The 24,976-nt window shown below is 48.2% G+C and carries 20 protein-coding genes; 11 read left to right on the forward strand and 9 right to left on the reverse strand.

The window, feature by feature from the left end; translation table 11 throughout:
• Nucleotides 1–386: 386 nt before the first annotated feature.
• The 4 genes from P364_RS0109210 to cydC are packed head-to-tail and all read left to right on the forward strand — an operon-like array spanning nucleotide 387 to nucleotide 6,629.
• Nucleotides 387–1,802: a cytochrome ubiquinol oxidase subunit I gene (locus tag P364_RS0109210; protein WP_024629845.1), complete on the forward strand. Its 1,416-nt coding sequence runs from the start codon at nucleotides 387–389 to the stop codon at nucleotides 1,800–1,802.
• Nucleotides 1,786–2,802 (forward strand): cytochrome d ubiquinol oxidase subunit II, encoded by a 1,017-nt coding sequence (gene cydB / locus P364_RS0109215; RefSeq protein ID WP_024629846.1) that lies wholly within the window; start codon nucleotides 1,786–1,788, stop codon nucleotides 2,800–2,802. The genes P364_RS0109210 and cydB overlap by 17 nt, the downstream gene beginning before the upstream one ends.
• A 1-nt stretch (nucleotide 2,803) precedes the next feature.
• Complete coding sequence (gene cydD, locus P364_RS0109220; protein WP_024629847.1) at nucleotides 2,804–4,678, forward strand: thiol reductant ABC exporter subunit CydD; 1,875 nt, start codon at nucleotides 2,804–2,806, stop codon at nucleotides 4,676–4,678.
• Between the two features lies 1 nt (nucleotide 4,679).
• Nucleotides 4,680–6,629 carry a thiol reductant ABC exporter subunit CydC gene (gene cydC, locus P364_RS0109225; RefSeq protein WP_024629848.1) on the forward strand — a complete coding sequence of 650 codons (1,950 nt, stop codon included), beginning with the start codon at nucleotides 4,680–4,682 and terminating at the stop codon, nucleotides 6,627–6,629.
• Between the two features lie 204 nt (nucleotides 6,630–6,833).
• On the opposite strand, the gene P364_RS0109230 is transcribed toward cydC, so the two are convergent.
• The 4 genes from P364_RS0109230 to P364_RS0109245 all read right to left on the reverse strand — a co-directional run bounded on the left by P364_RS0109230 (nucleotide 6,834) and on the right by P364_RS0109245 (nucleotide 9,878).
• Nucleotides 6,834–7,793, reverse strand: coding sequence for an MraY family glycosyltransferase (locus P364_RS0109230; protein WP_024629849.1), 960 nt, complete (start codon nucleotides 7,791–7,793; stop codon nucleotides 6,834–6,836).
• A gap of 160 nt (nucleotides 7,794–7,953) precedes the next feature.
• The gene (locus P364_RS0109235) at nucleotides 7,954–8,631 is read right to left on the reverse strand and encodes a hypothetical protein (RefSeq protein ID WP_024629850.1); all 678 of its coding nucleotides are present in this window, start codon (nucleotides 8,629–8,631) and stop codon (nucleotides 7,954–7,956) included.
• A 1-nt stretch (nucleotide 8,632) separates the two neighbouring features.
• Nucleotides 8,633–9,502, reverse strand: a complete 870-nt coding sequence (locus P364_RS0109240) for an ATP-binding cassette domain-containing protein (RefSeq protein WP_024629851.1) — start codon at nucleotides 9,500–9,502, stop codon at nucleotides 8,633–8,635.
• A 7-nt stretch (nucleotides 9,503–9,509) separates the two neighbouring features.
• Nucleotides 9,510–9,878 carry a GntR family transcriptional regulator gene (locus tag P364_RS0109245; protein WP_024629852.1) on the reverse strand — a complete coding sequence of 123 codons (369 nt, stop codon included), beginning with the start codon at nucleotides 9,876–9,878 and terminating at the stop codon, nucleotides 9,510–9,512.
• A 271-nt stretch (nucleotides 9,879–10,149) separates the two neighbouring features.
• On the opposite strand from P364_RS0109245, the gene P364_RS0109250 reads away from it, so the two are divergent.
• Together P364_RS0109250 and P364_RS0109255 are read left to right on the forward strand one after the other, a co-directional pair.
• Nucleotides 10,150–10,854 carry an ABC transporter ATP-binding protein gene (locus tag P364_RS0109250; protein ID WP_024629853.1) on the forward strand — a complete coding sequence of 235 codons (705 nt, stop codon included), beginning with the start codon at nucleotides 10,150–10,152 and terminating at the stop codon, nucleotides 10,852–10,854.
• Nucleotides 10,854–13,178, forward strand: a complete 2,325-nt coding sequence (locus tag P364_RS0109255) for an ABC transporter permease (protein WP_024629854.1) — start codon at nucleotides 10,854–10,856, stop codon at nucleotides 13,176–13,178. The genes P364_RS0109250 and P364_RS0109255 overlap by 1 nt, the downstream gene beginning before the upstream one ends.
• Nucleotides 13,179–13,670: 492 nt before the next feature.
• Here P364_RS0109255 and P364_RS0109265 read toward each other — a convergent pair whose 3' ends face one another.
• Complete coding sequence (locus tag P364_RS0109265) at nucleotides 13,671–13,988, reverse strand: ArsR/SmtB family transcription factor (RefSeq protein WP_024629855.1); 318 nt, start codon at nucleotides 13,986–13,988, stop codon at nucleotides 13,671–13,673.
• Nucleotides 13,989–14,156: 168 nt separating this feature from the next.
• Here P364_RS0109265 and P364_RS0109270 point away from each other — a divergent pair, with 168 nt between their 5' ends.
• Entirely contained in the window at nucleotides 14,157–14,546 is a 390-nt protein-coding gene (locus P364_RS0109270; protein WP_029880864.1) for a hypothetical protein, read from the forward strand.
• A gap of 122 nt (nucleotides 14,547–14,668) precedes the next feature.
• On the opposite strand, the gene gntK is transcribed toward P364_RS0109270, so the two are convergent.
• The 4 genes from gntK to P364_RS0109290 all read right to left on the reverse strand — a co-directional run bounded on the left by gntK (nucleotide 14,669) and on the right by P364_RS0109290 (nucleotide 19,472).
• The gene (gntK, locus tag P364_RS0109275; protein WP_024629857.1) at nucleotides 14,669–16,219 is read right to left on the reverse strand and encodes a gluconokinase; all 1,551 of its coding nucleotides are present in this window, start codon (nucleotides 16,217–16,219) and stop codon (nucleotides 14,669–14,671) included.
• 133 nt (nucleotides 16,220–16,352) lie between these two features.
• Nucleotides 16,353–17,180, reverse strand: coding sequence for a carbohydrate ABC transporter permease (locus tag P364_RS0109280; RefSeq protein WP_024629858.1), 828 nt, complete (start codon nucleotides 17,178–17,180; stop codon nucleotides 16,353–16,355).
• A gap of 21 nt (nucleotides 17,181–17,201) precedes the next feature.
• Nucleotides 17,202–18,068 (reverse strand): carbohydrate ABC transporter permease, encoded by an 867-nt coding sequence (locus P364_RS0109285; RefSeq protein WP_036663973.1) that lies wholly within the window; start codon nucleotides 18,066–18,068, stop codon nucleotides 17,202–17,204.
• A 129-nt stretch (nucleotides 18,069–18,197) separates the two neighbouring features.
• On the reverse strand, nucleotides 18,198–19,472 hold the full coding sequence (locus tag P364_RS0109290; RefSeq protein ID WP_024629860.1) for an ABC transporter substrate-binding protein: 1,275 nt from the start codon (nucleotides 19,470–19,472) through the stop codon (nucleotides 18,198–18,200).
• Between the two features lie 323 nt (nucleotides 19,473–19,795).
• Here P364_RS0109290 and P364_RS0109295 point away from each other — a divergent pair, with 323 nt between their 5' ends.
• The 4 genes from P364_RS0109295 to P364_RS0109310 all read left to right on the forward strand — a co-directional run bounded on the left by P364_RS0109295 (nucleotide 19,796) and on the right by P364_RS0109310 (nucleotide 24,953).
• Entirely contained in the window at nucleotides 19,796–20,563 is a 768-nt protein-coding gene (locus P364_RS0109295) for a GTP cyclohydrolase II (protein WP_024629861.1), read from the forward strand.
• A gap of 250 nt (nucleotides 20,564–20,813) precedes the next feature.
• A complete protein-coding gene (locus tag P364_RS0109300) occupies nucleotides 20,814–21,392 on the forward strand; it encodes a glycerol-3-phosphate responsive antiterminator (protein WP_024629862.1) in 579 nt (192 codons plus the stop codon).
• Nucleotides 21,393–21,415: 23 nt separating this feature from the next.
• Nucleotides 21,416–22,903, forward strand: coding sequence for a glycerol kinase GlpK (gene glpK, locus P364_RS0109305; RefSeq protein ID WP_024629863.1), 1,488 nt, complete (start codon nucleotides 21,416–21,418; stop codon nucleotides 22,901–22,903).
• A 391-nt stretch (nucleotides 22,904–23,294) separates the two neighbouring features.
• Entirely contained in the window at nucleotides 23,295–24,953 is a 1,659-nt protein-coding gene (locus P364_RS0109310) for a glycerol-3-phosphate dehydrogenase/oxidase (protein WP_024629864.1), read from the forward strand.
• Nucleotides 24,954–24,976 lie beyond the last annotated feature (23 nt).

Consider the following 24,976-nt stretch of genomic DNA (forward strand, 5'->3'; position numbering starts at 1 on the left):
AATTGAAGCAACGTCATCGGAGATTTTTGGATCGTTGTTGCTTTGAATGATATCAATGAAACCAATGGTTCAATATGTAATGCCCTTTTTTGCACAGTGTATTTTATGCCTGACACTAACATATGGGCGTTGCGTCCCAAACATGAGCATCTTCCGCGAATAGAGGAAGCTGGAAAGCCCAAAGATTAGGCTTAATTTTTTCTATTGTGTGACCATCGTCACTTTTTTTTGCTGTCATGGCAGGGTTTGTGATAATTGTCACATGTATAAAATAGTCTATCTGGCACAATACGTTCATCAATACGTGTTTGGCTGACAGAAACTGAAGAAGGGGCTTCAATGCCAAATACGAAAACTGCGAAGGAACAGAAAGAAGGGGTAACGGTATGGATCCGATCATGTTATCGCGTATCCAATATGCGCTCACAACGATTTTCCATTTCTTTTTTGTGCCGCTGTCCATCGGTCTTGTACTGCTGGTAGCGATTATGGAGACGTTGTACGTAGTGAAGGGTAAGGAAGTTTACAAAACGATGGCCAAGTTCTGGGGCAAATTGTTCCTGATTAACTTTGCTGTCGGTGTGGTCACAGGCATTCTGCAAGAATTCCAGTTCGGCATGAACTGGTCGGAGTACTCCCGTTTTGTCGGGGATGTATTTGGTGCGCCACTGGCTGTGGAAGCCCTGCTGGCGTTTTTTATGGAGTCTACCTTTATTGGACTCTGGATTTTCGGATGGGATCATTTGTCAAAAAAAGTGCACTTGGCCTGTATCTGGCTGGTGTTTGTCGGCACATTCCTGTCTGCGCTCTGGATTCTGGCAGCCAATTCATTCATGCAGCATCCGGTTGGCTTCCAGATTAATAATGGCCGTGCCGAGATGAATGATTTCTTTGCACTGATTACCAATGGTCAACTGCTGGTGGAGTTCCCGCACACGATTTTTGGTGCCTTGATGACAGGCGCATTTGTGGTAACCGGCATTAGTGCTTACAAGCTGATGAAGAAGCAGGATGTGGAGATTTTCCGCAAATCATTTAACATTGCCATCATTATTGGCCTGGTTTCCTCGTTGGGGGTTGCTTTCTCGGGTCACTTCCAGGCGCAATATCTGGTGGAGACGCAGCCGATGAAAATGGCCGCCAGTGAAGGAACATGGACGACGACGGAAGACCCTGCACCATGGACGGTGGTGGCTTTTATCGATCCGAACAAACAGGAGAATTCCGGCGAGATCAAGATCCCTGGATTACTCAGTTATCTGTCCTATAGCAAGTTCTCAGGCAGTGTCAAAGGCATGAAAGAACTGCAAGCGGAGTACGAGCAAACGTATGGACCAGGCGACTATATTCCACCAGTCCGGACGACATTCTGGAGCTTCCGCATCATGATTGCTGCGGGTGGACTGATGATTTTGCTGGCTATATACGGTACATTCCTGACCATGCGCCGCAAGTTGGAGGGAGCAGGCAAGTGGTTTATGCGTCTGATGGTGTTCGCCATCTCCCTGCCGTTTATCGCCAATACATCGGGCTGGATTATGACTGAGGTAGGAAGGCAGCCGTGGACGGTATTTGGCTACATGACGACTGCAGCCGGGGTATCCCCGAACGTAAGCGCAGGACAGATATTGTTCTCCACCATTGCGTTTACAGCAGCGTATACGGTTCTCGGCATTGTGATGGTTTATCTGTTCGTTCGTGAAATCAAGGCCGGACCATATGCAGTCGAAAAGCCGGAGGAGCATGATGAATCGGCCGATCCGTTCGGCGTGGATGGGGGTTATTCTGTTGTCACTAAGTGAGTTGTGGTTTTTACTGATTGCCGTCTTGTTTGTTGTTTTTTTCTTTCTGGAAGGTTTTGATTTTGGTGTGGGCATGTCCACTGCGATTATAGGTAAAACGGATCGTGAACGTCGTACGCTGATCAACTCGATCGGTCCGTTCTGGGATGGCAATGAGGTTTGGCTGATTACGGCGGGGGGTGCAATGTTTGCTGCCTTCCCGCACTGGTACGCCACGCTGTTCAGCGGTTTTTATCTGCCGCTGGTGGTGGTGCTGCTGGCCTTGATCGGCCGCGGAGTTGCCTTTGAATTCCGCAGCAAGATGAGACATGAACGCTGGCGCAAAACTTGGGACATCATCATCGTAGTCTCCAGTGCGTTACTGCCGTTCTTGTTCGGGGTTGTTTTCGCTACCTTGATGAAAGGCCTGCCTATTGATGCGCAGATGCAGCTTCGCCCCGGCTTCCTGGACATCGTCAATCCATATACGGTGGTAGGTGGGTTGAGCGTGACGTTGTTGTGTCTGGTCCATGGTCTGCTGTTTGCTTCATTACGAACCGTTGGAGATCTCAGAGAACGTGCCCTGAATACAGCTAAAAAGTTGATGCTGCCGCTGGCCGCGATCCTCGTGGTCTACGCTGTGATGACATACTTCATGACTGATGTATTCGCCGTACGTGGCTGGGCACTCTGGATTATGGTTGTCCTGGGTGCTGCTTCATTGGGTTTGGCGGCTTACTTCGTGCGTCAGAAACGTGAAGCCTGGGCCTTCGGCATGACGGGAGCCGTGATTGCAATCGCGTTTGCTTCCGTATTTATCGGTCTGTTCCCAAGGGTCATGGTGAGTTCAATGGGTTCGGCGTTTGACCTGACGGTCTACAACGCTTCATCCGGTGCATATTCGCTGAAAGTGATGACAATTGTAGCTTGTACGCTGCTTCCGTTTGTACTCGGCTATCAGATCTGGAGTTATTACATTTTCCGCAAACGTCTGAACGATCAGCATCACCTGGAGTACTGAGATGGGACGGGGGCTACTGAAGCTGCCGGGCATCCGGCCGGTACTTGCGCTGGCCTCAGCGCTCGTGCTGTTGCAGGCGATGACGATTATCATGCAGGCCAAATGGCTGGCACAGGCCATTACGGCATTATTTGAAGGTTCAACCGTAACGGATCAGTACCCGGTGCTGCTGTGGTTCCTGGTTGCTTTTGCTGCCCGTTATGCTATCTCCTTCTGGTTGCAGCTCATCGCTTCAAGATATGCGGAGAAGAGAGGAAACGATCTGCGCCAACAGATGGTGCAGCAGTGGTTCCGGCTGGGGCCGCGTTTTGCCAAAACGGAGGGAACAGGGCACTTGGTAACGTTGACGCGCGAAGGAACAGCCCAGTATAAGACGTATCTGGAACTGTTTATTCCTCGAATGCTGGGGATGGGATTCACGCCAATCGTTATTCTGTTGTACGTCTTCAAGCTGGATATGATGTCCGGGGTGATTTTGACGCTGACACTGCCCATCCTGATCGTGTTTATGATTCTGGTGGGTTTGGCTGCACAGCGCAAGATCGACGGACAGTTCAAGTCGTACAAAGCGCTGGCGAACCATTTTGTGGATACGCTGCGTGGACTGGAGACATTGAAAACACTGGGACAGAGCGGCAGACATGGCGATACAATTATTCGGGTCAGCCAGCGTTATCGTAAGGCTACGATGTCTACCCTGCGCATGGCTTTTCTGTCTTCTTTTGCACTCGATTTCTTCACCATGCTGTCGGTGGCTTCGGTGGCGGTTGGCTTGGGGCTGCGGCTGACGGAAGGGCATATGCTGCTTGGGCCGGCGCTGACTGTACTTATTCTCGCACCTGAATACTTCCTGCCTGTACGAATGGTAGGCGCAGATTACCACGCCACATTGGATGGCAAGGAGGCCGGGGAAGCGATCAGTCAGATGATTGAACGAGGGAAATTGGCCGAACGTAAGCAAAAGGAAGAATACACGAGTGCTGTTCTGCATGATGTGTCAGAAAAGAACGGAGAATCCTCTTCGCCTGAGCCTTTTTCTGGCCCAAGCGATGTGCCTCCATCCACTATAAGGGTGGTTTTGCGTGAGGTAAGTGATCGGAGTGGCGTCGCTGCTTCCTCATCGAAACCGTTCTGGGAGGCGACCTGCAGAGTAGCGCTCACCAACGTACAGGTGCGGCATGAGGAAGATGGGCCATGCTCGCTGAATGATGTGACGTTTCAGGTTTCCGGTCTTGGCAAAGTAGGGATTATTGGAGCCAGCGGAGCAGGGAAATCAACCTTGATTGATGTATTGGCAGGCTTCCAGCCACTTACTTCAGGCCAATTCTTATACAACGGCCAGCCCTTATCTCCAGAGATGATGGACGATTGGCGTAAACAAACGGCTGCTATCCCGCAGCATCCATACATTTTCAGTGGCAGTCTGGCGGATAACATTCGATTCTATATGCCGGAAGCTTCGGATGCGGAGGTGGCAGAAGCCATTCACGCAGCTGGTTTGCATAAGCTTGCTTCCTCATTGCCGAATGGGTTGCAGGAGCTGATTGGGGCCGGGGGAAGGCAGCTCAGCGGCGGACAGGAACAGCGGGTGGCTTTGGCGAGAGCCCTGCTTAGTGCGCGCCCGATTCTCCTACTGGATGAGCCGACCGCTCATCTGGATGTGGAGACCGAGTATGAACTGAAACAGACGATGCTGCCGCTGTTTGAGGGCAAGCTGGTGTTTCTGGCAACACATCGACTGCACTGGATGCCCCATATGGACCGGATAATCGTGATGGATGGCGGCACGGTTGCAGAGACAGGAACACATGAGAGATTGTTGGCACGACAAGGCGTATATTACCAGATGATTCAGGCCCAGATGGAGGCGGTATGAGATGAAAGCCGGATACAAGCAGACAGAAACAACTCATAGCGGGAGCGAAAAGAATAGCTGGATCACTCCGTACGTGGCACAGTACCGCTGGAGATTGGTGGCAGTCATTGCGCTGGGGTTATGCGCTACGCTATGTGCTGTCATGCTGCTCTTCACCTCCGGGTTTCTGATTTCCAAGTCAGCGCTCCGTCCTGAAAATATTTTGATGGTATATGTACCGATTGTGGGTGTTCGTGCATTTGGGATTTTCCGTGCCGTATTCCGGTATGTCGAACGTCTGGCCGGACATGATGCCGTTTTGCGTGTGCTTGCGGATCAGCGCGTGAAGCTGTATCGGATTTTAGAGCCGCAGGCACTGTTTCTGCGCTCCCGCATGCAGACGGGAGACGTACTTGGTGCTCTTGCAGAGGACGTGGAACGACTGCAGGATATTTACCTGCGTACGGTATTTCCGGCGGTTACAGCGCTCGTGATGTACGGTGGAGCTGTTGTAGCTTTTGGCAGCGTTAATCTGGGGTTTGCACTGTGGATGGGTTTATATATGCTTTTTCTGGTTGCCGTGCTTCCTGCCATCTCCCTCCGCGTGACGTGGAAATTGCGGGTGCGACTGAAGCGGGAGAACGCCAAGTTATACACTCGGCTGACAGATGGTGTGCTTGGCCTTGGGGATTGGGTAGCGAGTGGACGAGCCGCTGAATTTGTACGTCGGCAGGGAGAGGCAGAAGAACAGGCAGATATTATTCGGCTCCGATTACGGCAATGGACGCGCTGGCGTGATCTGTTAGCTCAGTGCGTGATTGGATTAGTGGTCGTATCCGTGACGTTATGGGCGGGAAGCGCGGCTTCTGCCGGACAGCTGCCTGCGGTCATGATTGCTGCATTTGTGTTGGTGCTGTTTCCACTAACGGAAGCATTGCTGCCCGTAGGCGATGCCGTAGAGCATATCCCGCAGTATCGTGAATCGCTGGAACGATTGCAGCGCTTGGAAGGTGAGGAGCATACGCCAGAACAGTCTGGAATTGAAGAAGTGAATGCAGCAGCCAGAGTGAAAGAGGGTATGACCTCAGGTGTATCAGGCAGCAATTCGGTAGCTGGACAGCAACCGGGTTCCCTGGAGCGCACAGAGAGTGCATCCGACCGACGTATTCGCTTGCGCATTCCGCCCAGATTGCGAGCTGATATTCAGATCGATCAGGTGAGTTATCGTTATACGGCAGATGCTCCATTTGTAGTGCAGGATGTATCCCTTCATCTTCCTCAAGGCAAACGCTTGGCTATTCTCGGACGCAGTGGCGGAGGGAAGTCGACCCTCCTGAAGCTGATTCAGGGCGCGTTGTTTCCATCCGCCGGGAACGTGTTAATCAATGATCTTCCAGTACAGACGTTAGGCGAGAATGTACCGGATGTCATTGCGGTGCTGAATCAAAGCCCGCATTTATTTGATACGACGGTAGCCAACAACTTGCGAATTGGCCGTCCGCATGCAACAGACGAGGAGATACAGCGAGTGGCCGCGCAAGTAGGCCTATCCGATCTCATTGAATCTTTACCGCAGGGGTACGATACTCCGATGCTGGAGACCGGTCTTCGTTTCTCTGGTGGAGAAAGACAGCGGATTGCGCTGGCCCGCGTGCTGCTTCGCGAAGCGGCAGTCGTTATTTTCGATGAACCGACCGTAGGCCTTGATCCTGTGACAGAGCGAGCGCTCATGCGAACGATTCTGGACAGCATGCAGGGCAAAACGATGATCTGGGTCACCCATCACCTGATGGGAGCAGAACGGATGGATGAAGTTATTTTTATGGAAAATGGACAGATCACCATGCAGGGTTCTCACGAACAATTGCTGGCTCGGGAAGAGCGCTACCGCCGTCTCCTCGAACTGGATCGACCAGGATGGGTAGATGGGCAGAAACCTGCGGTTCCGCTGTCATCTGTAGCCTCAAGATAAGAGCGAATATAACGCCCAGGTCCAGACAGGGGCGGGTATTGGTTAGGGTAGAGTGCGTAGACAGAGGTTTGTGTACGACAAGATAGCTACTCCGTTAGAAGGTTAATTCGCTTCGTTAGTGACATAGCAAAGAGACGAGCCACAGGATCAGGGGGCTCGTCTCTTTGGTTTGCAACCTTATGTTGCAACGTTTGTTTCTAACATTTACATCTCCACCAGCATCAAAATAATGGACGAGAGGCAAAGGCAGGTACTGATGAGGTACAGGACCCCAACTACCTGTTTGTGATTCAGACCAGCACGCAGCAAGCGATAATGTGCTTGACTCGCATCTGCCTGATAGATGGCTTTGCCTTGGATGAAACGTTTGATGACCACGAAAATATTGTCGAAGATCGGCACGCCTAGAGCCAAAATCGGGATGAAAATGGACAGCATGGTCGCTTGTTTGAATGCACCGTCCAGGGCGATTACCGCCAGGATAAAGCCGAGAAACGTAGCCCCTGCATCTCCCATGAACACCTTGGCGGGAGCTTTGTTATATTTCAGATAACCGAGTGTTACACCGACCAGCGTAATGGCCATGAGGGCAGAATCCGTTTGTCCTTTGGTCATTGCAACGATGAACAATGTAATGGCCGAGATAGCAGACAAACCGCCTGCCAATCCGTCCATGCCATCCGTAAAGTTAATGACTGTCGTCACACCGAAGATCCACAGGATCGTCAGAATGAATTGCAGCCAGATCGGGAGCATGATGTATTCGGAGTTGAAGGGATTCACGAATCCCGTGAATGCAATGCCGGAAGCAAATACGAGCACGGCCGCCGAGACCTGAATAATCATCTTGGGCAGGGCAGGGAAATCTTTGCCTTTGGTTTTGTACCAGTCATCGATTGTACCAATCGTTAACAGCATCATGCCGCCAGCGACCAAGGCCGCCGTTTCCCAAGAAATTTCTTTCGTCAGAACAATGTATGTCAGGAAGAATCCAGTAAATATCGCGTAACTCGCCGTCAGTGGAATGGGCTGCCTGTGCAGCTTGCGCTCCACATCTTCTCGGGGCTTGTCCACAAAATCGAGCCGATGTGCCAGTCGACCAAGCGGCGGAATAAGCAGAACCACGACAGCAAAAGACAGCATAAAAGCCAGTATGTATACCATAAATTCGCTTGATTCACTCCTATCTACCAATTTCCCCCTATTATACGAGCTAAACAGGAAATCTGTCGATGTCATTATTGTAACCATGGGCAAGATGGGCAGCTCTTCATTTTACTACTGTTCGGTTCTACGCTGCCGCTAATCTCATATTTGATCAGATTTAGTGTGTTCTTCCCTTGGTGAAAAACCAACCGCCAGCCACGAAAACGAAGAAAAGTACAAGATTAAATCCGACGCCCTGGAGTAGTGAGTCGTTGAATAACAATGCTTCGAAAAAAGAAACAACATGAGCGCGTAGTGCAGGAATTGCCGTTCCGGTCGGAATCGCCACAATGAACAGCACCCACAGCAGCCAACCAACAAGGTGGTGGTAGCCAGAGATCAGCATGCTTAGGAGCGCCATTGTCATCAAATAAAAAGTGGTTTGATAGAGAAAAGAACCTGCCACGCCAAACTCATTCCAATGAAACGCTTCAATGAGATTTACGGTGTTTTTGTGGAGCAGATTCACTTCAAGCATAGGCCATAAAGAATTGAATAATGCGATGGCCACTGCCCACACGGCATAAACGAATTGAAGCCCGAAAAAATATTGTTTTCGGCTTGCGCCTAAATGCACGATTCGGTTGTAATAACTAAGCGGAAGTACGATTGCGAAAATGAGCAAAATAAGTAGCAGCAGGTTGCCATCCGCGATTCCTGTGTTTTGACTGCTGTCTATGAAGAGGCCAACAATGAATTCTGCCAACCTGCCAAGGAGGATTAGAATAATGACCATCCATATATAAATCCTCATTTGCAGATAGGTCGCCTTTAAATGAACGGTCAATGCACCCAATTTAACGACCTCCTTCGATCAAATACGAAAAAAACTTCTGAAGCGTCAAATTTTCAATAGTTATGTCTAGTTTGCGGGCCTGAAGCCTGTCCTCATCGTTAAATTTTTCGTAGATTGCGGCAAGCTTTCCGTGGCCGTAAGATTCTGTATGTAATACTCGCTTTCCTTTTGTAAACAAAGCTACGGCATCTGAATTTCCACGAATCAAATAAGCTGCCATCCGTATCCGATTCATCTCGTCATGAAGCAGGATGGAGCCTTCATCAATGATATAAACTCGCTCTGCGATTGGGGCGATTTCATCAATTAAATGCGTAGAAAGTAAAATCGTACGGGGGTGGTTGGCGTAATCCTCCAAAAGCTCCTTATAAAACCTTTCCCGCATCAATACATCAAGTCCAAGCACCGGTTCGTCAAATAATGTCAACGACGATCGGCTAGACAGACCGATGATGTTTCCTACGAGGGATTCTGTGCCTCTTGAGAGCTGTTTGATTTTTCTGTTGGGATCAAGCTCAAACGTTTGAAGAAGCTTATGAGCAAACGTCCAGTCCCAATTGGGATAGAAATTTGCAGCGAACTGCAAAATCTCAATCAATCGAGCTCCTCCAAATAGCTTGTTATTCTCCCGTACGAAACAGCAATCTTCTGGCAGGGCTCCTTTACCCAACTTTTTACCTCTTATCTCAATGGTGCCGTCATTCGCGAAGAGCCCACCTGCTATGATGTTTAGCAAGGTTGTTTTTCCTGCGCCGTTTCGTCCGAGCAAGCCATAAATAACGTTTTCCTCGAGCTGTATATCCAGATCCCGTAATGCATAGGTTCGACCATATTTCTTATTCAAATTGTCGCAACTCACCAAGATGCTCACAATGAATTCATTCCTTCCTTAATTGTTTAATCATCTCAATGATCTCCTCGGTTGCCAGTTCAAGTTTGTCAGCTTCACAAATGAGATTGGACAGCAATTCCTTATAAAAACGATTTCTTCGCTTATTCTTAATCTTTTGTTTGGCATCAGACGAGACATACATGCCAAGCCCTCTTTTTTTATACAATATTTCTTCATTTACGAGCAGGCCAATTCCCTTCACAACCGTCGCTGGATTGATTTGAAAGAGCTGAGAAAACTGAGCAACGGAAAGAATTTGCTCGTCCTCTCGGTAAGTTCCATTGAGAATATCGTCCTCAATGATATCTGCTACTTGTTGAAAAATTGGCTGCTTTTCGTCGAAAGTGACGCTCATTACCTCACCACTCAGCATTGTAGTTTGTTACACATCTAGCAGGAAAACATAACTTATATGCGAAAATTTGTCAATAAACAATCATTCCGGAGGAAGGGTAATGATTTTTTTTTACACAGAGTCCAGTTATTGACAATTGATTGCGATGGAATTATAGTATGCTACATGAGTGACATACTCATACACTAACATACTTACATAATTAAAAATGTACTTGCAATAGGGAGCGCTCCAGAAGTATGACAAATAGATAACGGGGAGAGAGAAATTTATGAAAACATTAATTGAATTTAAAAATGTAACGAAAGAATACAAAATTGGTGAAGTGCCGATCAAAGCGCTGAACGGTGTGGACTTTTCCATTAACGAGGGTGAATTCGTTGTTGTTCTTGGTGCAAGCGGAGCCGGTAAAAGCACGATTCTCAATATACTTGGTGGCATGGATACGGCAACCTCGGGTAAAGTGACTGTTGGCGATAAGGATATTACTAGCTTCAACGAAAAGAAGCTTACGGGATATCGCGCCGAGAAGGTAGGTTTTGTCTTTCAATTCTATAACTTAATCCCCAATTTGAATGCTTTGGAGAACGTTGAATTCGCCACTGAAGTATGCAAAGACCATTTGGATGCCAAAGAGATATTAAATAAAGTCGGCTTAAAGAATCGGATAAAAAACTTCCCGTCTCAGCTCTCCGGAGGAGAACAGCAGCGAGTTGCAATAGCACGTGCTGTTGCAAAGAATCCCTTGTTATTGCTCTGCGATGAACCGACTGGTGCGTTAGATTATGTGACTGGTAAGTCTGTTTTGAAACTACTTCAGGATTTGAACACGGAAACGAAAAAGTGTGTTGTGCTGGTAACGCATAACTCCGCGATTGTGCCGATGGCGGATAAAATCATTCGAGTGAAAAGCGGGAGAATCGAAAGCGTAACAGTTAATGAGCATAAACAAAGCGTTGAAGGGATTGAGTGGTGATGAAATTATTCAAAAAATTATTAAGGGATATCAAGCAATCAATTGGCCAATTTCTGGCCTTTGTATTGGTTATCACCATAGGCGCTTTTTTCTACACGGGGCTGGTTACGTTAAGTGATAACCTTAGTTCTTATTCCAAGGAATACTTTCAAACACATAATTTAAGCGACCTGAACGTCTACTACGACCAAATTTCCATGCAGGACACGTCGGAGTTAGGTGAAATCGAAGGGATAAAAAAGGTTGAAGGGCGGTACACCTTTGATGCGACACAATCTTTTGGCGATACGAAAGCAACCTTAAAGATCCACTCAATTCCCGCCAACAATATCATTAATACGCCTACGTTGATTGAAGGCAATATTCCATCTCGAGAGGATCAAATCTTGCTTGATTCCCATTACGCCAGGGAACATCAGTACAGAGTCGGGGACCAAATAAAGTTAAGCGTTAATGACGAGGATGTGGCATTCACCATTAGTGGCTTGGGCGAAAATGTGGAATATGCCAAAAAGAATGAAACCCAGGACCATAAAACTTCCGGTTTCGCATATGTGGCTGAAGCCGGAATTCCTCGATTCGCCGGTAGTCTTTATTATAATGAGGTTTTGATCGATGCGGAAGAAGGGTACGATTCAGACCGGTTAGGCCAAAACGTTGAAGCGCAATCCCAAAAACTTTCTTATGTAAGTCAAATAAGTAAAGAGCGAACATTCAATTACTCTCAGCTTCAACAAACAGTCTATAACAATAAATTGATGAGTAAGGTTATTCCGCTAGTTCTCTTTATAATCGAAGCGATCATTCTTTTCCTCACCATGTCTCGGATCATCGATTCGCAAAGGAACCAGGTAGGAATTATGAAGGCTTTAGGAGTGAAGAACAGCAGCATCATGCTCCATTACATGGGGTTCCCGATACTGGTCGGTATCATAGGTTCCATTCTTGGTTGTATCGTTTCGGCAATCATATTTGTTCCAATGATTGAGGCGTCAAATGCTAGATCCTACTCGTTGCCGAACATAACATTCTCCTTATCTCCCTTCTCGATCATTATGCCTATCCTATTCTCGAGTGCATTCGGCATGCTGGCTTGTTACTTGAGCGGCATAGGTATTCTGCGAGAACACGCAGCACAGGCGATGAGGCCCAAACCGCCGAGGAAGATGAAAAAACTGCTTATTGAACGGCTTCCGAAAATGTGGGGACGTATTTCCTATAGCAATAAACTCATTTTGAGAAACATCTTTCTTAATAAGCAAAAGGCGATAGCAAGCTCCGTAGGCGTTGTGGTGAGCACAGTGTTATTGATCACTGCGTTCGGTACTCAAACGTCCTTACAAAGGGTCGCGGACCAGATCGAAGAGGTGAATACCTATGATCTGAAGGTCGAATATACGAAAGGCGCAGAGCTAGAAAAAGTGGAGTTACCCACCGGGATTAAAAGTAGCTATGTTCAATCGACCTTTCCTGTGGAGTTTACCAAGGGCGATGAACATGAGAATGCCACGTTGACCGTTACGGAGAAGGACAATACTCTTATCCAATTTTTCGACGAGAAAGACAATCTGATGACACTTATGGACAATGGCGTGCTGATACCCAAATCGTATGCAAATCAATATAAAGTTACGATAGGGGACACGATTCAAATTCGATTTACCGATCCGTCGTTTGAAAATAAAACGGTCGATATGAAGGTTGCACAAATATCCAATCAATATTCCAATCCATCTTTCTTTTGTTCGATAGCGTATCTGAATAGTTTTGACATCGACTATAAGCCAACATCGATTCTAGTAAAAGCCAACAATGCCGCAGAGCTTCCTAACGTTCGACAGTTTTTTGAACAAGATAACCAGGTAGATACAATCGCGGATAAAGATGATTTGAAAAAATCTGCACAATTTATTATGAAGCAAAATAGTTTTATCTTCATTATGTTTATCATTAGTGCTGTTATTCTTTCGTTCGGCGCCATCTACACCATATCCTCCATCAACATTTATGAAAGGAATCGCGAGCTGGCTACTCTTAAGGTATTGGGTTATCAAAAATATAAAATAAATCGACTTATCTTTTCCGAGAATATGATACTCACCACCTTTGCGGTCATTATAGCTCTGCCGATCAGCGTATACATGTATTCGATTATTATTGAGGCATTGTCGAGTACCCATCAACAAATCCCAGATCAAATAAATATTTTTGTTATGCTGGTATCAATCATGATTGCATTTTTACTTACCACGCTCTCTAACTTGATGCTTCAGAGAAAGGTATCCCGAATTAATATGATTGAATCGTTAAAAAGTTTAGAATAAATCGGGCAGGACGGGGCATCTAGTACTGCATAGTTTAAATGCAGAATCTGTTTTATTGGTGTTTGGGGTTGAATCGGGTAGTAAAGAGTGAATTATTTCCAATTATATAAAAAACGACAAGAGTGAATTGATACCACGACTTAGTAAGTCGACCTTCAAATATGTCTTGATGCCTATCGGAAAATTAAAGGTCAATTTTCGGTAAAACACCGCAAGCCTTCGAGCTGTGGTGTTTTTTACTATATCCACCTATGTATTTGTTTGTCTTTCATATAACCAGGCATAAACAGATCTAGGGCTGGGCTGGTTAAGGGGTTAGAGTTTCTGGGGCAGATAGGAGCCAAAGAGGGAAATCGCCGCATCTGCGCTATAACCGTCATCGCCCTGCCAGGTGGAGCCCAGCAGAATTCTTGCAGCTTTTTTGTCCAAGCAATCAGCCTCCTTTATACAATCCATAAGTTGATGTATCGCATGATTCAAGCTTGGTTTTCCTCAATGTACATATTCCTCGGTGGTATTCAGAATCAGTTCAACAAGACCGGGAAAACGGGTGTTCAAATCGTCCTTACGCAAAGAGTAAAAGTGCTGTTTACCTTCAATGCGAGGCTGGATAAGGCCTGCTTCACGCAGGATTTTAATGTGATGAGACAACGTTGATTTGGAGATATGGTTTACTTCGAAGGCGGAACAGTTTTTCTCACCAGAGCTGGCCAGACAGTGTGCAATTTTCATCCGTACCGGATCACCGAGTGCGTTGCAGACCGTAGTCAGATTCAAATCCGAAGTCATAGGTATCGTTGGAGTTTTCATATCTATGACGGTAGCATATTCGACAATCTCTTTCAATGTTTGATTTTTTTCGAACTGAGGGTTGTTCTGGGAATGGAAAGTGTGATACATTTCATCTCAGTTGTTAGTTTGAAATTTTTCGAACTATATAATGAAAAAGCGGATTGTATACTTTTAGGAGGAATATGAATGAGTACAACTAGCACTACGACAATGTTAAACAACTATTTCCGTTTATTTGACGCTTCCCGTACGGACGAACGTGCAATGCAGGATCTGTTATCCCTGTTTACACCGGATGCAGAGATTGTACTGAACGGCACCAGCAGAACAGGTTTCGATGGTTTTATGAAGGCATTTTACGAATACAATAACGATGTGAGACACATGTGGGATCGTTGGGAGCTTCAACCGGACGGCAGCTACCAGACGAACTGGGCCGTATGTGGGCAAGCGACAGATGGTACCGTATATGCCAAAACAGGCATCGATATTGCTCGTGTGAATGAGGCGGGGCAGATTGTATATTTGGAAAATGTGCAGTCCGATAAGGATGCATTCAGCAAGTATAACCAGTAATGCTTATATCTAATTATAGAACAACAGGTGCCCTCTAAATGTTCAGAGGACACCTGTTCTTTTTTCTTAATTCCTGTATTGGTAAGTGTAATCTTGATTCATTCGTTTCAATTTCCGGCAGCTTACTTCTGCATCGTTTTATTCTGAAAAGCAGCGATATCGGCATACTCCTCTTCAAACTTACGGGAGATGCGGATGAAGATCGGGAGCAGCTCGCGATAGACGCGAACGCTATCCGGGTCTGGCTGATGCCGATGGGTCGATCCAATCATGCCGGAGACGGCACTGAGGGAATCGATGCGGCCAAGGGCATACAGCCCCAGTACGGCTGCCCCGAGACAGGAGCTCTCGATACTTTCGGGAATGATGACATCCTGATCGAAAATATCAGCCATCATCTGGCGCCATAGCTCAGAGCGGGCGAAGCCGCCTGTGGCCTGGATCTTTTTCGGACGACCGATTTTTTCTTCAATCGCCAACATAACGGTGTACAGATTAAACAAGACACCTTCAAGAGCAGCGCGGATCATGTGCTCCTTCTTGTGATGCAGCGTCAGGCCAAAGAACGAGCCGCGAGCATTAGGGTTCCATAGTGGAGCCCGCTCACCCGTCATGTATGGATGGAACAACAGGCCTTCTGAGCCTGGCGGTACATTTTCGGCAACACGGGTCAATACTTCATATGGATCAATCCCAAGGCGTTTCGCGGTCTCTACCTCGGATGCTGCAAACTCATCCCGAATCCAGCGGAATATAACCCCGCCATTATTCACTGGACCTCCAATCACCCACGCATCCTCGGTGAGCGCATAACAGAAGAAGCGTCCTTTCGGATCGGTGACCGGCTTGTCCACAACGGTACGAATCGCTCCGCTGGTTCCGATGGTAACGGCCACGACGCCTGGATCAATGGCGTTTACGCCCAGATTGGAGAGCACGCCGTCACTTGCTCCGATGACAAATGGCGTCGTATCAGCAATACCCATCTCTTTGGCATACTCAGGATTTAAGCCTTTCTTGAGCAGATGAGTCGTCGGCACAAGGCGGGACAGGTGATCCGGAGTAATGCCTGCGACATGCAGTGCTTCCTCGTCCCAGTCGAGCTTTTCGAGATTCATCAGTCCGGTGGCGGAGGCCATGGAATGGTCAATCACATACTCGGAAAATAGCTTATAAAAAACATATTCTTTCATTGAAATGAACTTGTGCGTCTGTTTGGACAGTTCCGGTTGATCTCGGGTCAACCACATGATTTTGGTCAGGGGTGACATCGGATGAATCGGTGTGCCTGTTCTCAAATAAATTTCGTGACCGTTCATTTCGGTTTTGAGTGCTTCAGTCCATTCGGCACTGCGATTGTCTGCCCATGTCATCGCCCGCATCAGCGGTTTGCCATGTTCATCGACGGGCAGAATGCTGTGCATGGCTGAACTGAACGAGACAAACAGAATTTCATCCGGTTTGATGCCCGCCTTGGAGGTCGCCTGTTTAACCGATTCTACGACTGCTTTGAAAATATCTTCCGCATCCTGCTCTGCAATCGCAGGAGTAGGGGTATACAGCGGGTAATCGGCACCGCCTTGAGCCACGATCGTTCCGTTCTCTTCAAACAGGACGGCCTTCGTGGAGGTGGTGCCGATATCTACGCCAATCATATAGGGTGAAGAAGCCATTTTGTCATCCCTCTTTCTTGAATATATAAGTTAAATGAATGCTGCTGTCTATTCATCCAACTTATATGGCATCTGGTATTTATCTATAGATAAGAATATCAGACTTGAGGGATGGATCAAAATGCAGCTGTCCCTAATCCTTCACTGCCCCTGCGGCAATATCGGAGATAAACTGGCGGCTGATGAACAGGAACATCACGATCAGTGGAATAACAGCCAGCAGTGTACCCGCAATAACCATCGCATAATCCGTATTGTACAATCCGTTTAATTGGGACAGCGCAATCTGCAGCGTGTACTTTCGTGCATCTGTCAAGACAATCAGGGGCCAGAGATAATCATTCCATACGCCAATAAACGTGAACGCCCCGAGGAAGGCAAAGGCAGGCCGCAGAATCGGCAATGCCACGTTCCAATAGAGCCGGAAGAAATTACAGCCATCGATGCGTCCGGCATCCAGCAGGTCATTCGGAATAGACTCCGTGGCATACTGGCGAATCCAGAAGATGCCGAAGGCGTTCACCATGCCCGGGATAATAAGGGCTTTGAAGGAACCGACCCATCCGAACGTCGCCATAAGCACGAAGGAAGGCACCAGCGACAGCTGGGAAGGCACCATCATGGTGGCGAGCAGCAGGACGAAGAGCCATTTTTTACCCGGAAATTCAAACTTCGCAAACGCAAACCCTGCCAGTGAATCAAAAAACAGCACCAGTACCGTCACCAAGCCCGCCACAAACAACGTATTCATGAATGCGCCCCAGAAGTCAATCTGCTGAAGCACCCGACTGATATTGTTCCACAGTTCCCCTCCGAACCAGAGCTGAGGTGGGAACTTGTAGATATCGGACGTCGTCCGGGTGGACATTACAATCAGCCAATAGAACGGGAACATGGAAATGAGCATGCCCCCGATAAGACCGGTATACAACACCAGCGATTTGAGAGATTTGGACGTCATGAGCGCTCCCCCCTTGTCACATCAGGATGACTTGCCTTGAACGAGCTTCCAGTTCACGATCGAGAACAGGGCGATAATGAGGAACATGCCCCATCCAACCGCTGCACCATAGCCGAAGTAGTTGTTAATGAATGATTCGCGGTAAAGGTACAATACAATGGTCATCCCGGCTGCACCTGCGCCGCCATCGTTGCTCACGAGAATTTGTGGTTCGGTAAATAGCTGCATGCCGCCGATTGTCGATGTGATGACAGTGAACAGAATGACGGGACGCAGCATCGGAATTGTAATGCGGAAAAAGGACTGTATCCCGGATGCGCCGTCAATCTTGGCAGCCTCGTACAATGTCTGGGGGATGCTCTGAAGTCCGGCCAGATAGATGACTGCGTTGTATCCCGTCCAGCGCCAGACAACCATTGAGGAGATCGCTACCTTAATGCCCCATGGTGCATTAAGCCATTCCACTACCGGAAGTCCGACGGACTGTAACAGGTAGTTGAGAAACCCGTAGTTGTTGGCAAACAGGGCACCGAAGATAATGGCGACGGCCACGATAGACGTCACGTTCGGCAGGAAATAGCCCACACGAAACAGGGTGCGGAATTTTACAAAAGGTGCATGCAGCAAGAATGCCACAATTAGGGCAAAGAACAGCATCGGAATGGTGGAATAAATCCAGATCATGAACGTGTTGCCCACCGCTTGCCAGAATTCTGCATCAGTCAGCATATATTTAAAGTTGTTTAGTCCGTTATAGGTCATTACGCCAATGCCATCCCATTTGTGGAAGGCCAGATATAAGGAGAAACCGATCGGAAACAGTCCAAATACGGCAAACAGAATGTAAAACGGGGAGATTGCCACATAGAGTGCGCGATGTTCCCACATCCGGGACAAGAGTGATTTCTGCCGATCCAAATCCGGACGTACCTTTCCGGGATCCGGGGTGAGGCGAGGTTCGGTTACAGCCATATGAATTCCTCCTTTGCGGATTGCCATCTCGTAAGAGTGTCTGAATTAACGCTGTAACTCCCGCTCAACACGGTGAACCGTATCGGGCCAGACCTGCTCCGGGTTGGCATTTTGCTTCGCAATATCATTCAGCCGCCGAGTTATGATGTTGTGTACCGAAGGGTATCGTTCGCCAAAGAACGCTTCTGGCACATGCTGTGCCGATTCGGCAAATACAGGCCCTGTCGCCTGTCCGCCGAAGAAGGGTTCTTCTTCTTTCATCGCCGGTGTATCAAACACACCCGGTGCCGATGGAAACAGGTTCAACGTTGTATACTGTTCAAGCTGGTTTTCCGGGCTTTGCAGCCACTGGATGACTTCGAACGCTTCTTTTGGATGTTTGCTCGATTTCAAAATGGACAGGAATGACCCGCCGTTATTGCCGTCTCCCCCAGGAGCGCGAGTGACTCGCCACTTGCCCGATGTATCCGGTGCGGCTTCCTGCAATACCTGCTTCATCCAGACCGCTCCCACAAAGGAGGCAATCTCACCATTATTCATCGCTGCGTTCCAGCCCGGGGTCCAGCCGTCTGCATTGGCGAGCAGCCCTTTTTGTTTGAAGGATACGGCGGTATCCCAGCTCTGCTTGACGAGTGGTGAATCCATGCCGATAAACGAGCCGTCCGGACGGAAATACCGTTCGGTTCCTTGCGACAATACTTGATTGTAAACGGTTCCAATATTGTCGGTTAGAAATACCTTTCCTCCGAACTTCTCCTTGATCTTTTCTCCGGCAGCAGAATAAGCATCCCAGTTGTTGATCTGGCGAGCCACTTCTTCAGGCTCGGAGGGCAATCCGGCCTCCTTAAACAGATCTGCACGGTAGAAGAGAGCTGTAGGTCCCGTATCCATGGGGAAGCCGATCATCTGCCCGTCTGGCGTAACACCTTGCTTCCATTTCCAATCCAGATATTGGTCTTCGACGTCACCTGCGCCGAGATCATACAGATTATAGAAACGGTCCTCGCTGGGAAAGAGCTCCATGATCCAATCGTTCAATGCGACAATGTCGGGCTCACCTGAGCGCGCAGCGAGTGTCGTTTTGAGTTTTGCCTTGAAATCACCGCCGATTTTCTGGGCGGTCAGTTCAATATTGGGGAACTTTTCCTTGGCCTTGGCAATTAGCTTATCATCGATGGAACGGTTCCAGTACCATAATGTAAGCGTTACCTTTTTGTTGCTCGCTGAATCGTTCTGTCCCGGCCAGAGTGAGCATCCGCTCACCAGCATGACACAGACTAGCAGAATGGCTGTCCAGCATGTTCTTTTCCGGCGGATCATGTGATAACCCCCTCATCGTTAAGTTCGAGGCATGAAGTGCGATGGACTACAACATAAGTGTATGAGCAGTTTATAAACTCATACCCAATATTCCTGAAATGAAACACAAATTTGTGTCGGTTACGTATCATAAATTTTGTAGTTACTTTAGAAACAAAAGTTACTTGACACAACATAATTTTTATTTTAAACTTGCTTACATAAAGTAACTAATGATGATGACAATAATATAGATACGTACGATATGCCGTTCAGTGATCCATTTTCCGTCAAGATGCGAATCCATTCCTAACCAAAGATGGCTTAACAGGAGGAACTTACTAATGATTAATTCACATATTATTCAACTGCTTGCCCCCAAAATTCAGACTTTTCCGAGTGGAAAAGAATTCATATACCTCGTGGGTCCGATTAAACTCCCGGTGAATCTCGATGGAGAGACACGTACCTTCCAGTGGTACAGCTGGATGAAATCGGAGAAGGCCATGGAGAGCGGTGAGCTGATTGAATCGCTCGCTACTGCCGAACTGGCTGAACGCCAGCAATCCAGTGTATTGGTATACGGTGACTTTGCCGAAGCACAGGAAGCGCTGATTCGGATGCACAGCATCTGTCATACAGGCGACATTTTTGGCAGCAAACGCTGTGATTGCGGCTTCCAGCTGGAGCAATCGATGAAGATGATTGCTGCCCACGGAGCAGGCGCGCTGTTCTACTTGGCAAACCATGAGGGCCGTGGTATCGGTCTGTTCAGCAAAGCGATGGCCTACCTGCTGCAAGAGGAAGGTTTGGATACCGTTGATGCGAACCTGCAACTTGGTTTCACGGATGATGCGCGTAATTATGATGATGCCATTGCCGTATTGCGTGCATTGCGTTCAGCACCCGTTACATTGATCACCAACAATCCACGGAAGCTCGCTGCTTTGCAGGAAGCGGGATTGAATGTGGGTGGACGTGTTCCACTGTGGGGAGATCGTTCGGCCTTCAACGAAAAATATTTGCAGACCAAAGTGAGCCGTTCCGGCCACTTGGCAGAGAAGGATGGCTGGGCTGGAGAAGAAACCTTGCTTCCGCATGCCCAGGCTTAAAAGGATGATCCTGATGGATCATTCAGCATAATTTGCCATGAAGTCGGTTTGTTCTACCGTTCAATAGACAGGATAACTTAAGCTGTTCGTGTATGCTCCTTCCGGGGTTACATGAACAGCTTTTTTGAGTTTAGACAACGAAATAGTCCATTCTTACGTCAAGAAATATTCTTTCGACCCTGACTTCCCTTGCCGTTCCACCATGTGAACTATACAATATAGGCATCTGATTTATGCGGGAGGAACGAGGGTGCCATTTGAGGGACAGTATGTGTTACCGGCTGCCAAGAGCATGAAGCAGTTCGAAGCAATGATTGAAGGCCCGTACACCTATGGGGTTGTGCTGGATACACACATCGCGCAGCTTCACAGTGTGATGGAGGAAGCACGGCGGCGTGACAAGAAAATATTACTGCATGCCGATCTGGTGCAGGGGCTGAAGAACGATGAATATGCCGCAGAGTATTTATGCCAGCATATTCGCCCGGCAGGACTGATCTCAACGCGAGCCAGTGTAATTCAGAAGGCAAAACAGAAAGGGATTACAGCCATTCAGCGCATTTTTTTGCTGGATACCAATGCGCTGGAGAAAAGTTATCTTTTGCTGTCCAAGACCCAGCCGGATTATATTGAAGTACTGCCTGGTGTTATTCCGCATATTATTGCAGAAGTATCCGTACGGACAGGTATCCCCATCATTGCAGGCGGGTTGATCCGCTCACCGGAAGAGGTTGAACTGGCTTTGGAAGCCGGAGCTACCGCAGTAACCACTTCCAACGTGGACCTAATTCGGCACTACAAGAAATCGCATACAGAATATAAGCAGTAATCCCACAACAGGAGGTTGTCTGTATGGAAAAATATATATTGGCCCTTGATCAGGGGACGACGAGTTCCCGGGCTATTCTGTTTAACCGAAGCGGGGAGATCGTGCATATTGCACAGAAGGAATTTCCGCAATACTTTCCCAAACCGGGATGGGTGGAGCAGAACGCCAATGAAATCTGGAGCTCCATTCTGGCAGTGATGGCTTCATGTCTGGCCGAAAGTGGAATCAAGCCGGTTCAGATTGCCGGCATCGGCATTACGAACCAGCGGGAAACGGTTGTGGTATGGGACAAAGAAACAGGCCGCCCCATCTATAATGCTGTAGTTTGGCAGTCCAGACAAACGGCTGGAATTTGTGATGAGTTGAAGGCGAAGGGACTGGGTGATCTTTTTCATCGCAAAACGGGACTGCTCATTGACCCTTATTTCTCGGGAACCAAGGTAAAGTGGATTCTGGATCATGTGCCTAGTGCCCGGGAGCGTGCAGAGAAGGGTGAGCTTCTATTTGGTACGATCGATAGCTGGCTAATCTGGAAGCTGAGCGGCGGTACACATGTCACTGATGTATCCAATGCTTCCCGAACCTTAATGTACAACATCTATGATCTGCAATGGGATGACGAATTGCTGCAGATTCTGGACATTCCCAAAGCGATGCTGCCGGAAGTACGTGGTTCATCCGAGGTGTATGCGCATACAGTTGACTATCACTTCTTCGGTCATCGGATTCCGATTGCCGGAGCAGCAGGAGATCAGCAGTCGGCCTTATTCGGTCAAGGCTGTTACACAAAGGGAAGCATGAAAAATACGTACGGAACCGGATGTTTCATGCTCATGAATACCGGAGATCAGCCAGTGCAGTCCGATCACGGGCTGATCACAACCATTGCCTGGGGAATGAATGGCAAAATCGAGTATGCATTGGAAGGCAGCATTTTTGTTGCCGGTTCGGCGGTACAGTGGCTGCGTGACGGTTTAAGGATTCTTCGTTCCTCCAAAGATAGTGAGGACTATGCGGCACGCGTACCCTCTACAGACGGCGTTTATATGGTGCCAGCATTTGTCGGTCTGGGAAGCCCTTATTGGGACAGTGAGGTTAAGGGAGCGGTATTTGGCTTGACGCGAGGAACGACCAAAGAACATTTTATCCGTGCAACGCTGGAAGCGCTGGCGTACCAAACCAAGGATGTATTGGCGGCAATGGAATCCGATTCAGGTATTTCGGTCAATGCCTTGCGCGTGGATGGGGGAGCGGCGGCCAATGATTTTCTGATGCAATTCCAGAGTGACATTCTGAATATCCCTGTTGAGCGTCCCACTGTGAACGAAACGACGGCATTAGGTGCGGCTTATTTGGCAGGACTTGCAGTTGGATATTGGAATAGCGCGGATGAATTGATGAATCATGAGAATACGGAACGTGTCTTCCATCCGGTTATGGCTGAAGAAGAGCGATCAGAACTGTATGCAGGGTGGCAGCGTGCCGTGAAGGCAGCGATGGTTTTCAAATGAGTAGAGAATACGTGGAATGGGCATTTGTACTTTTTCGTTAAACTTATACAATAAATGATATTTATTGGTGGAAAATGATGCATAACTTACAGGGGTTATTTTCCTGGAGAAGGGAAAACAACTATCCACTTTAAGGGAAAATAAATGATTAATGGATCAGCTTGAAATTCCCTCCGCAGGCAGTACAACTTTTTGAAATTTTTTTGAATAATGTGTCATTTCAGGCCTTCACGCCGCCGGAAATGTGTGATAGGATTAACTCACAAGTTAAAAAATGATGTCTGGAGATCGGGAGAGACCACGTACCGCTCAGCAATTGCTGCAGCGAATGACGTGGTCTTTTTTTTGTGCTTTTGTGAGTGAAACAAAGGTAATGAATGGAGGAATCGGGATGACAGCATCGTTCTCGGCAGAAAAACGTACCGAATATTTGGATCGTATGGCGAATGCACATTTTGACATATTGATTATTGGCGGAGGGATCACGGGTGCTGGTATTGCACTGGATGCAGCATCCCGTGGATTAAAGACAGCGCTGGTGGAAATGCAGGATTTTGCAGCAGGAACCTCAAGTCGATCCACCAAGCTGGTGCATGGCGGTCTGCGGTATCTGAAGCAGTTTGAAGTGAAGATGGTTGCTGAGGTGGGACGGGAGCGAGCAGTGGTGTACGAAAATGGGCCGCATGTGACGACACCCGAACCGATGCTGCTTCCCATCTATACGGCGGGTACCTTTGGCCGCTTCAGCACATCCATTGGCCTGATGGTGTACGACTGGCTTGCCGGAGTAAAGCGTAGTGAACGACGTAAAATGTTAAATGCCGGAGCTGTCTTGGACAATGAGCCTTTGCTGCGCAAGGATGGGCTGCTGGGTGGTGGACGCTATGTGGAGTACCGGACGGACGATGCCCGGCTTACCATTGAAGTAATGAAGGAAGCGGTACGGCGCGGCGTTCAGGCCGTCAACTATGTAAAGGCAGCCGCATTCCTGAAGGAGAATGGGTTGGTTACAGGCATTCAGGCTGTGGATCAGATTAGCGATCAATCGTATGATCTGCGGGCAACCAAAGTGATTAATGCCTCCGGTCCATGGGTGGATGAGCTGCGCAAGATCGATGGGTCCCGTCAAGGAAAAACATTGCAGATGACGAAAGGTATTCATCTGATATTCGACGGCACACGTTTCCCGTTAAGGCAGGCTGTATATTTTGATACACCGGATGGACGAATGGTCTTTGCTGTCCCGCGGGAGGGTAAAACCTATGTAGGAACCACAGATACCGTCTTTGAAGATGATCCCGCACACCCGTTAATCTCCCAGGCAGATCGGGATTATGTCATCGATGCCGTCAACGGGATGTTCCCGGACGTACGGATTCGTGCTGAGGATGTGGAGTCCGGTTGGGCGGGTGTGCGTCCGCTGATTCATGAAGAAGGCAAGGGGCCTTCTGAAATTTCACGCAAGGATGAAGTCTGGGTAGCCCCTTCGGGGTTAATTACGATTGCCGGGGGCAAATTAACAGGGTATCGCAAAATGGCCGAGATGGTAGTTGATCTGGCTGCCCGCCAGTTGGAGCAGGAGACGGGAAGATCCGTTGGGCCATGTATAACGAAAGAAATGCCAATCTCAGGGGGAGATGTCGGAGGTTCTGCTAACTTTGGTGCGTATGCTGAACGCAAGATTAAGGACGGCGTCGCACTTGGACTTGATCGATCTGCTGCGGAGCGATTAGCCCGAGTATATGGGTCTAATGTGGATGCACTGTACGAGCGGATGCCTGATCCGCGGGCTAAGGCCGAGCTGCATGCTCTGCCCCAGGAGCTGCTGCTGATGCTGAGTTATGCGATCGACGAGGAGATGACTGTAACACCGGCAGACTTTTTTGTGAGACGTACCGGGGACCTGTTTTTCCGCATTGACGAAGTACGTCAGTATAAAGCAGCGGTAATTCAGTATATGGCTGAACGCATGGATTGGCTTGAGGAGCAAGTGACATGGTATACGCAGGAGCTGGATCAGTTGCTCTTGGAGGCATCGGGCCAAATTTAATGCAGGAATTCGCATCTGGGGGT

Source organism: Paenibacillus sp. MAEPY2, assembly GCF_000499205.1.
Taxonomy (GTDB): Bacteria; Bacillota; Bacilli; order Paenibacillales; family Paenibacillaceae; genus Paenibacillus; species Paenibacillus vandeheii.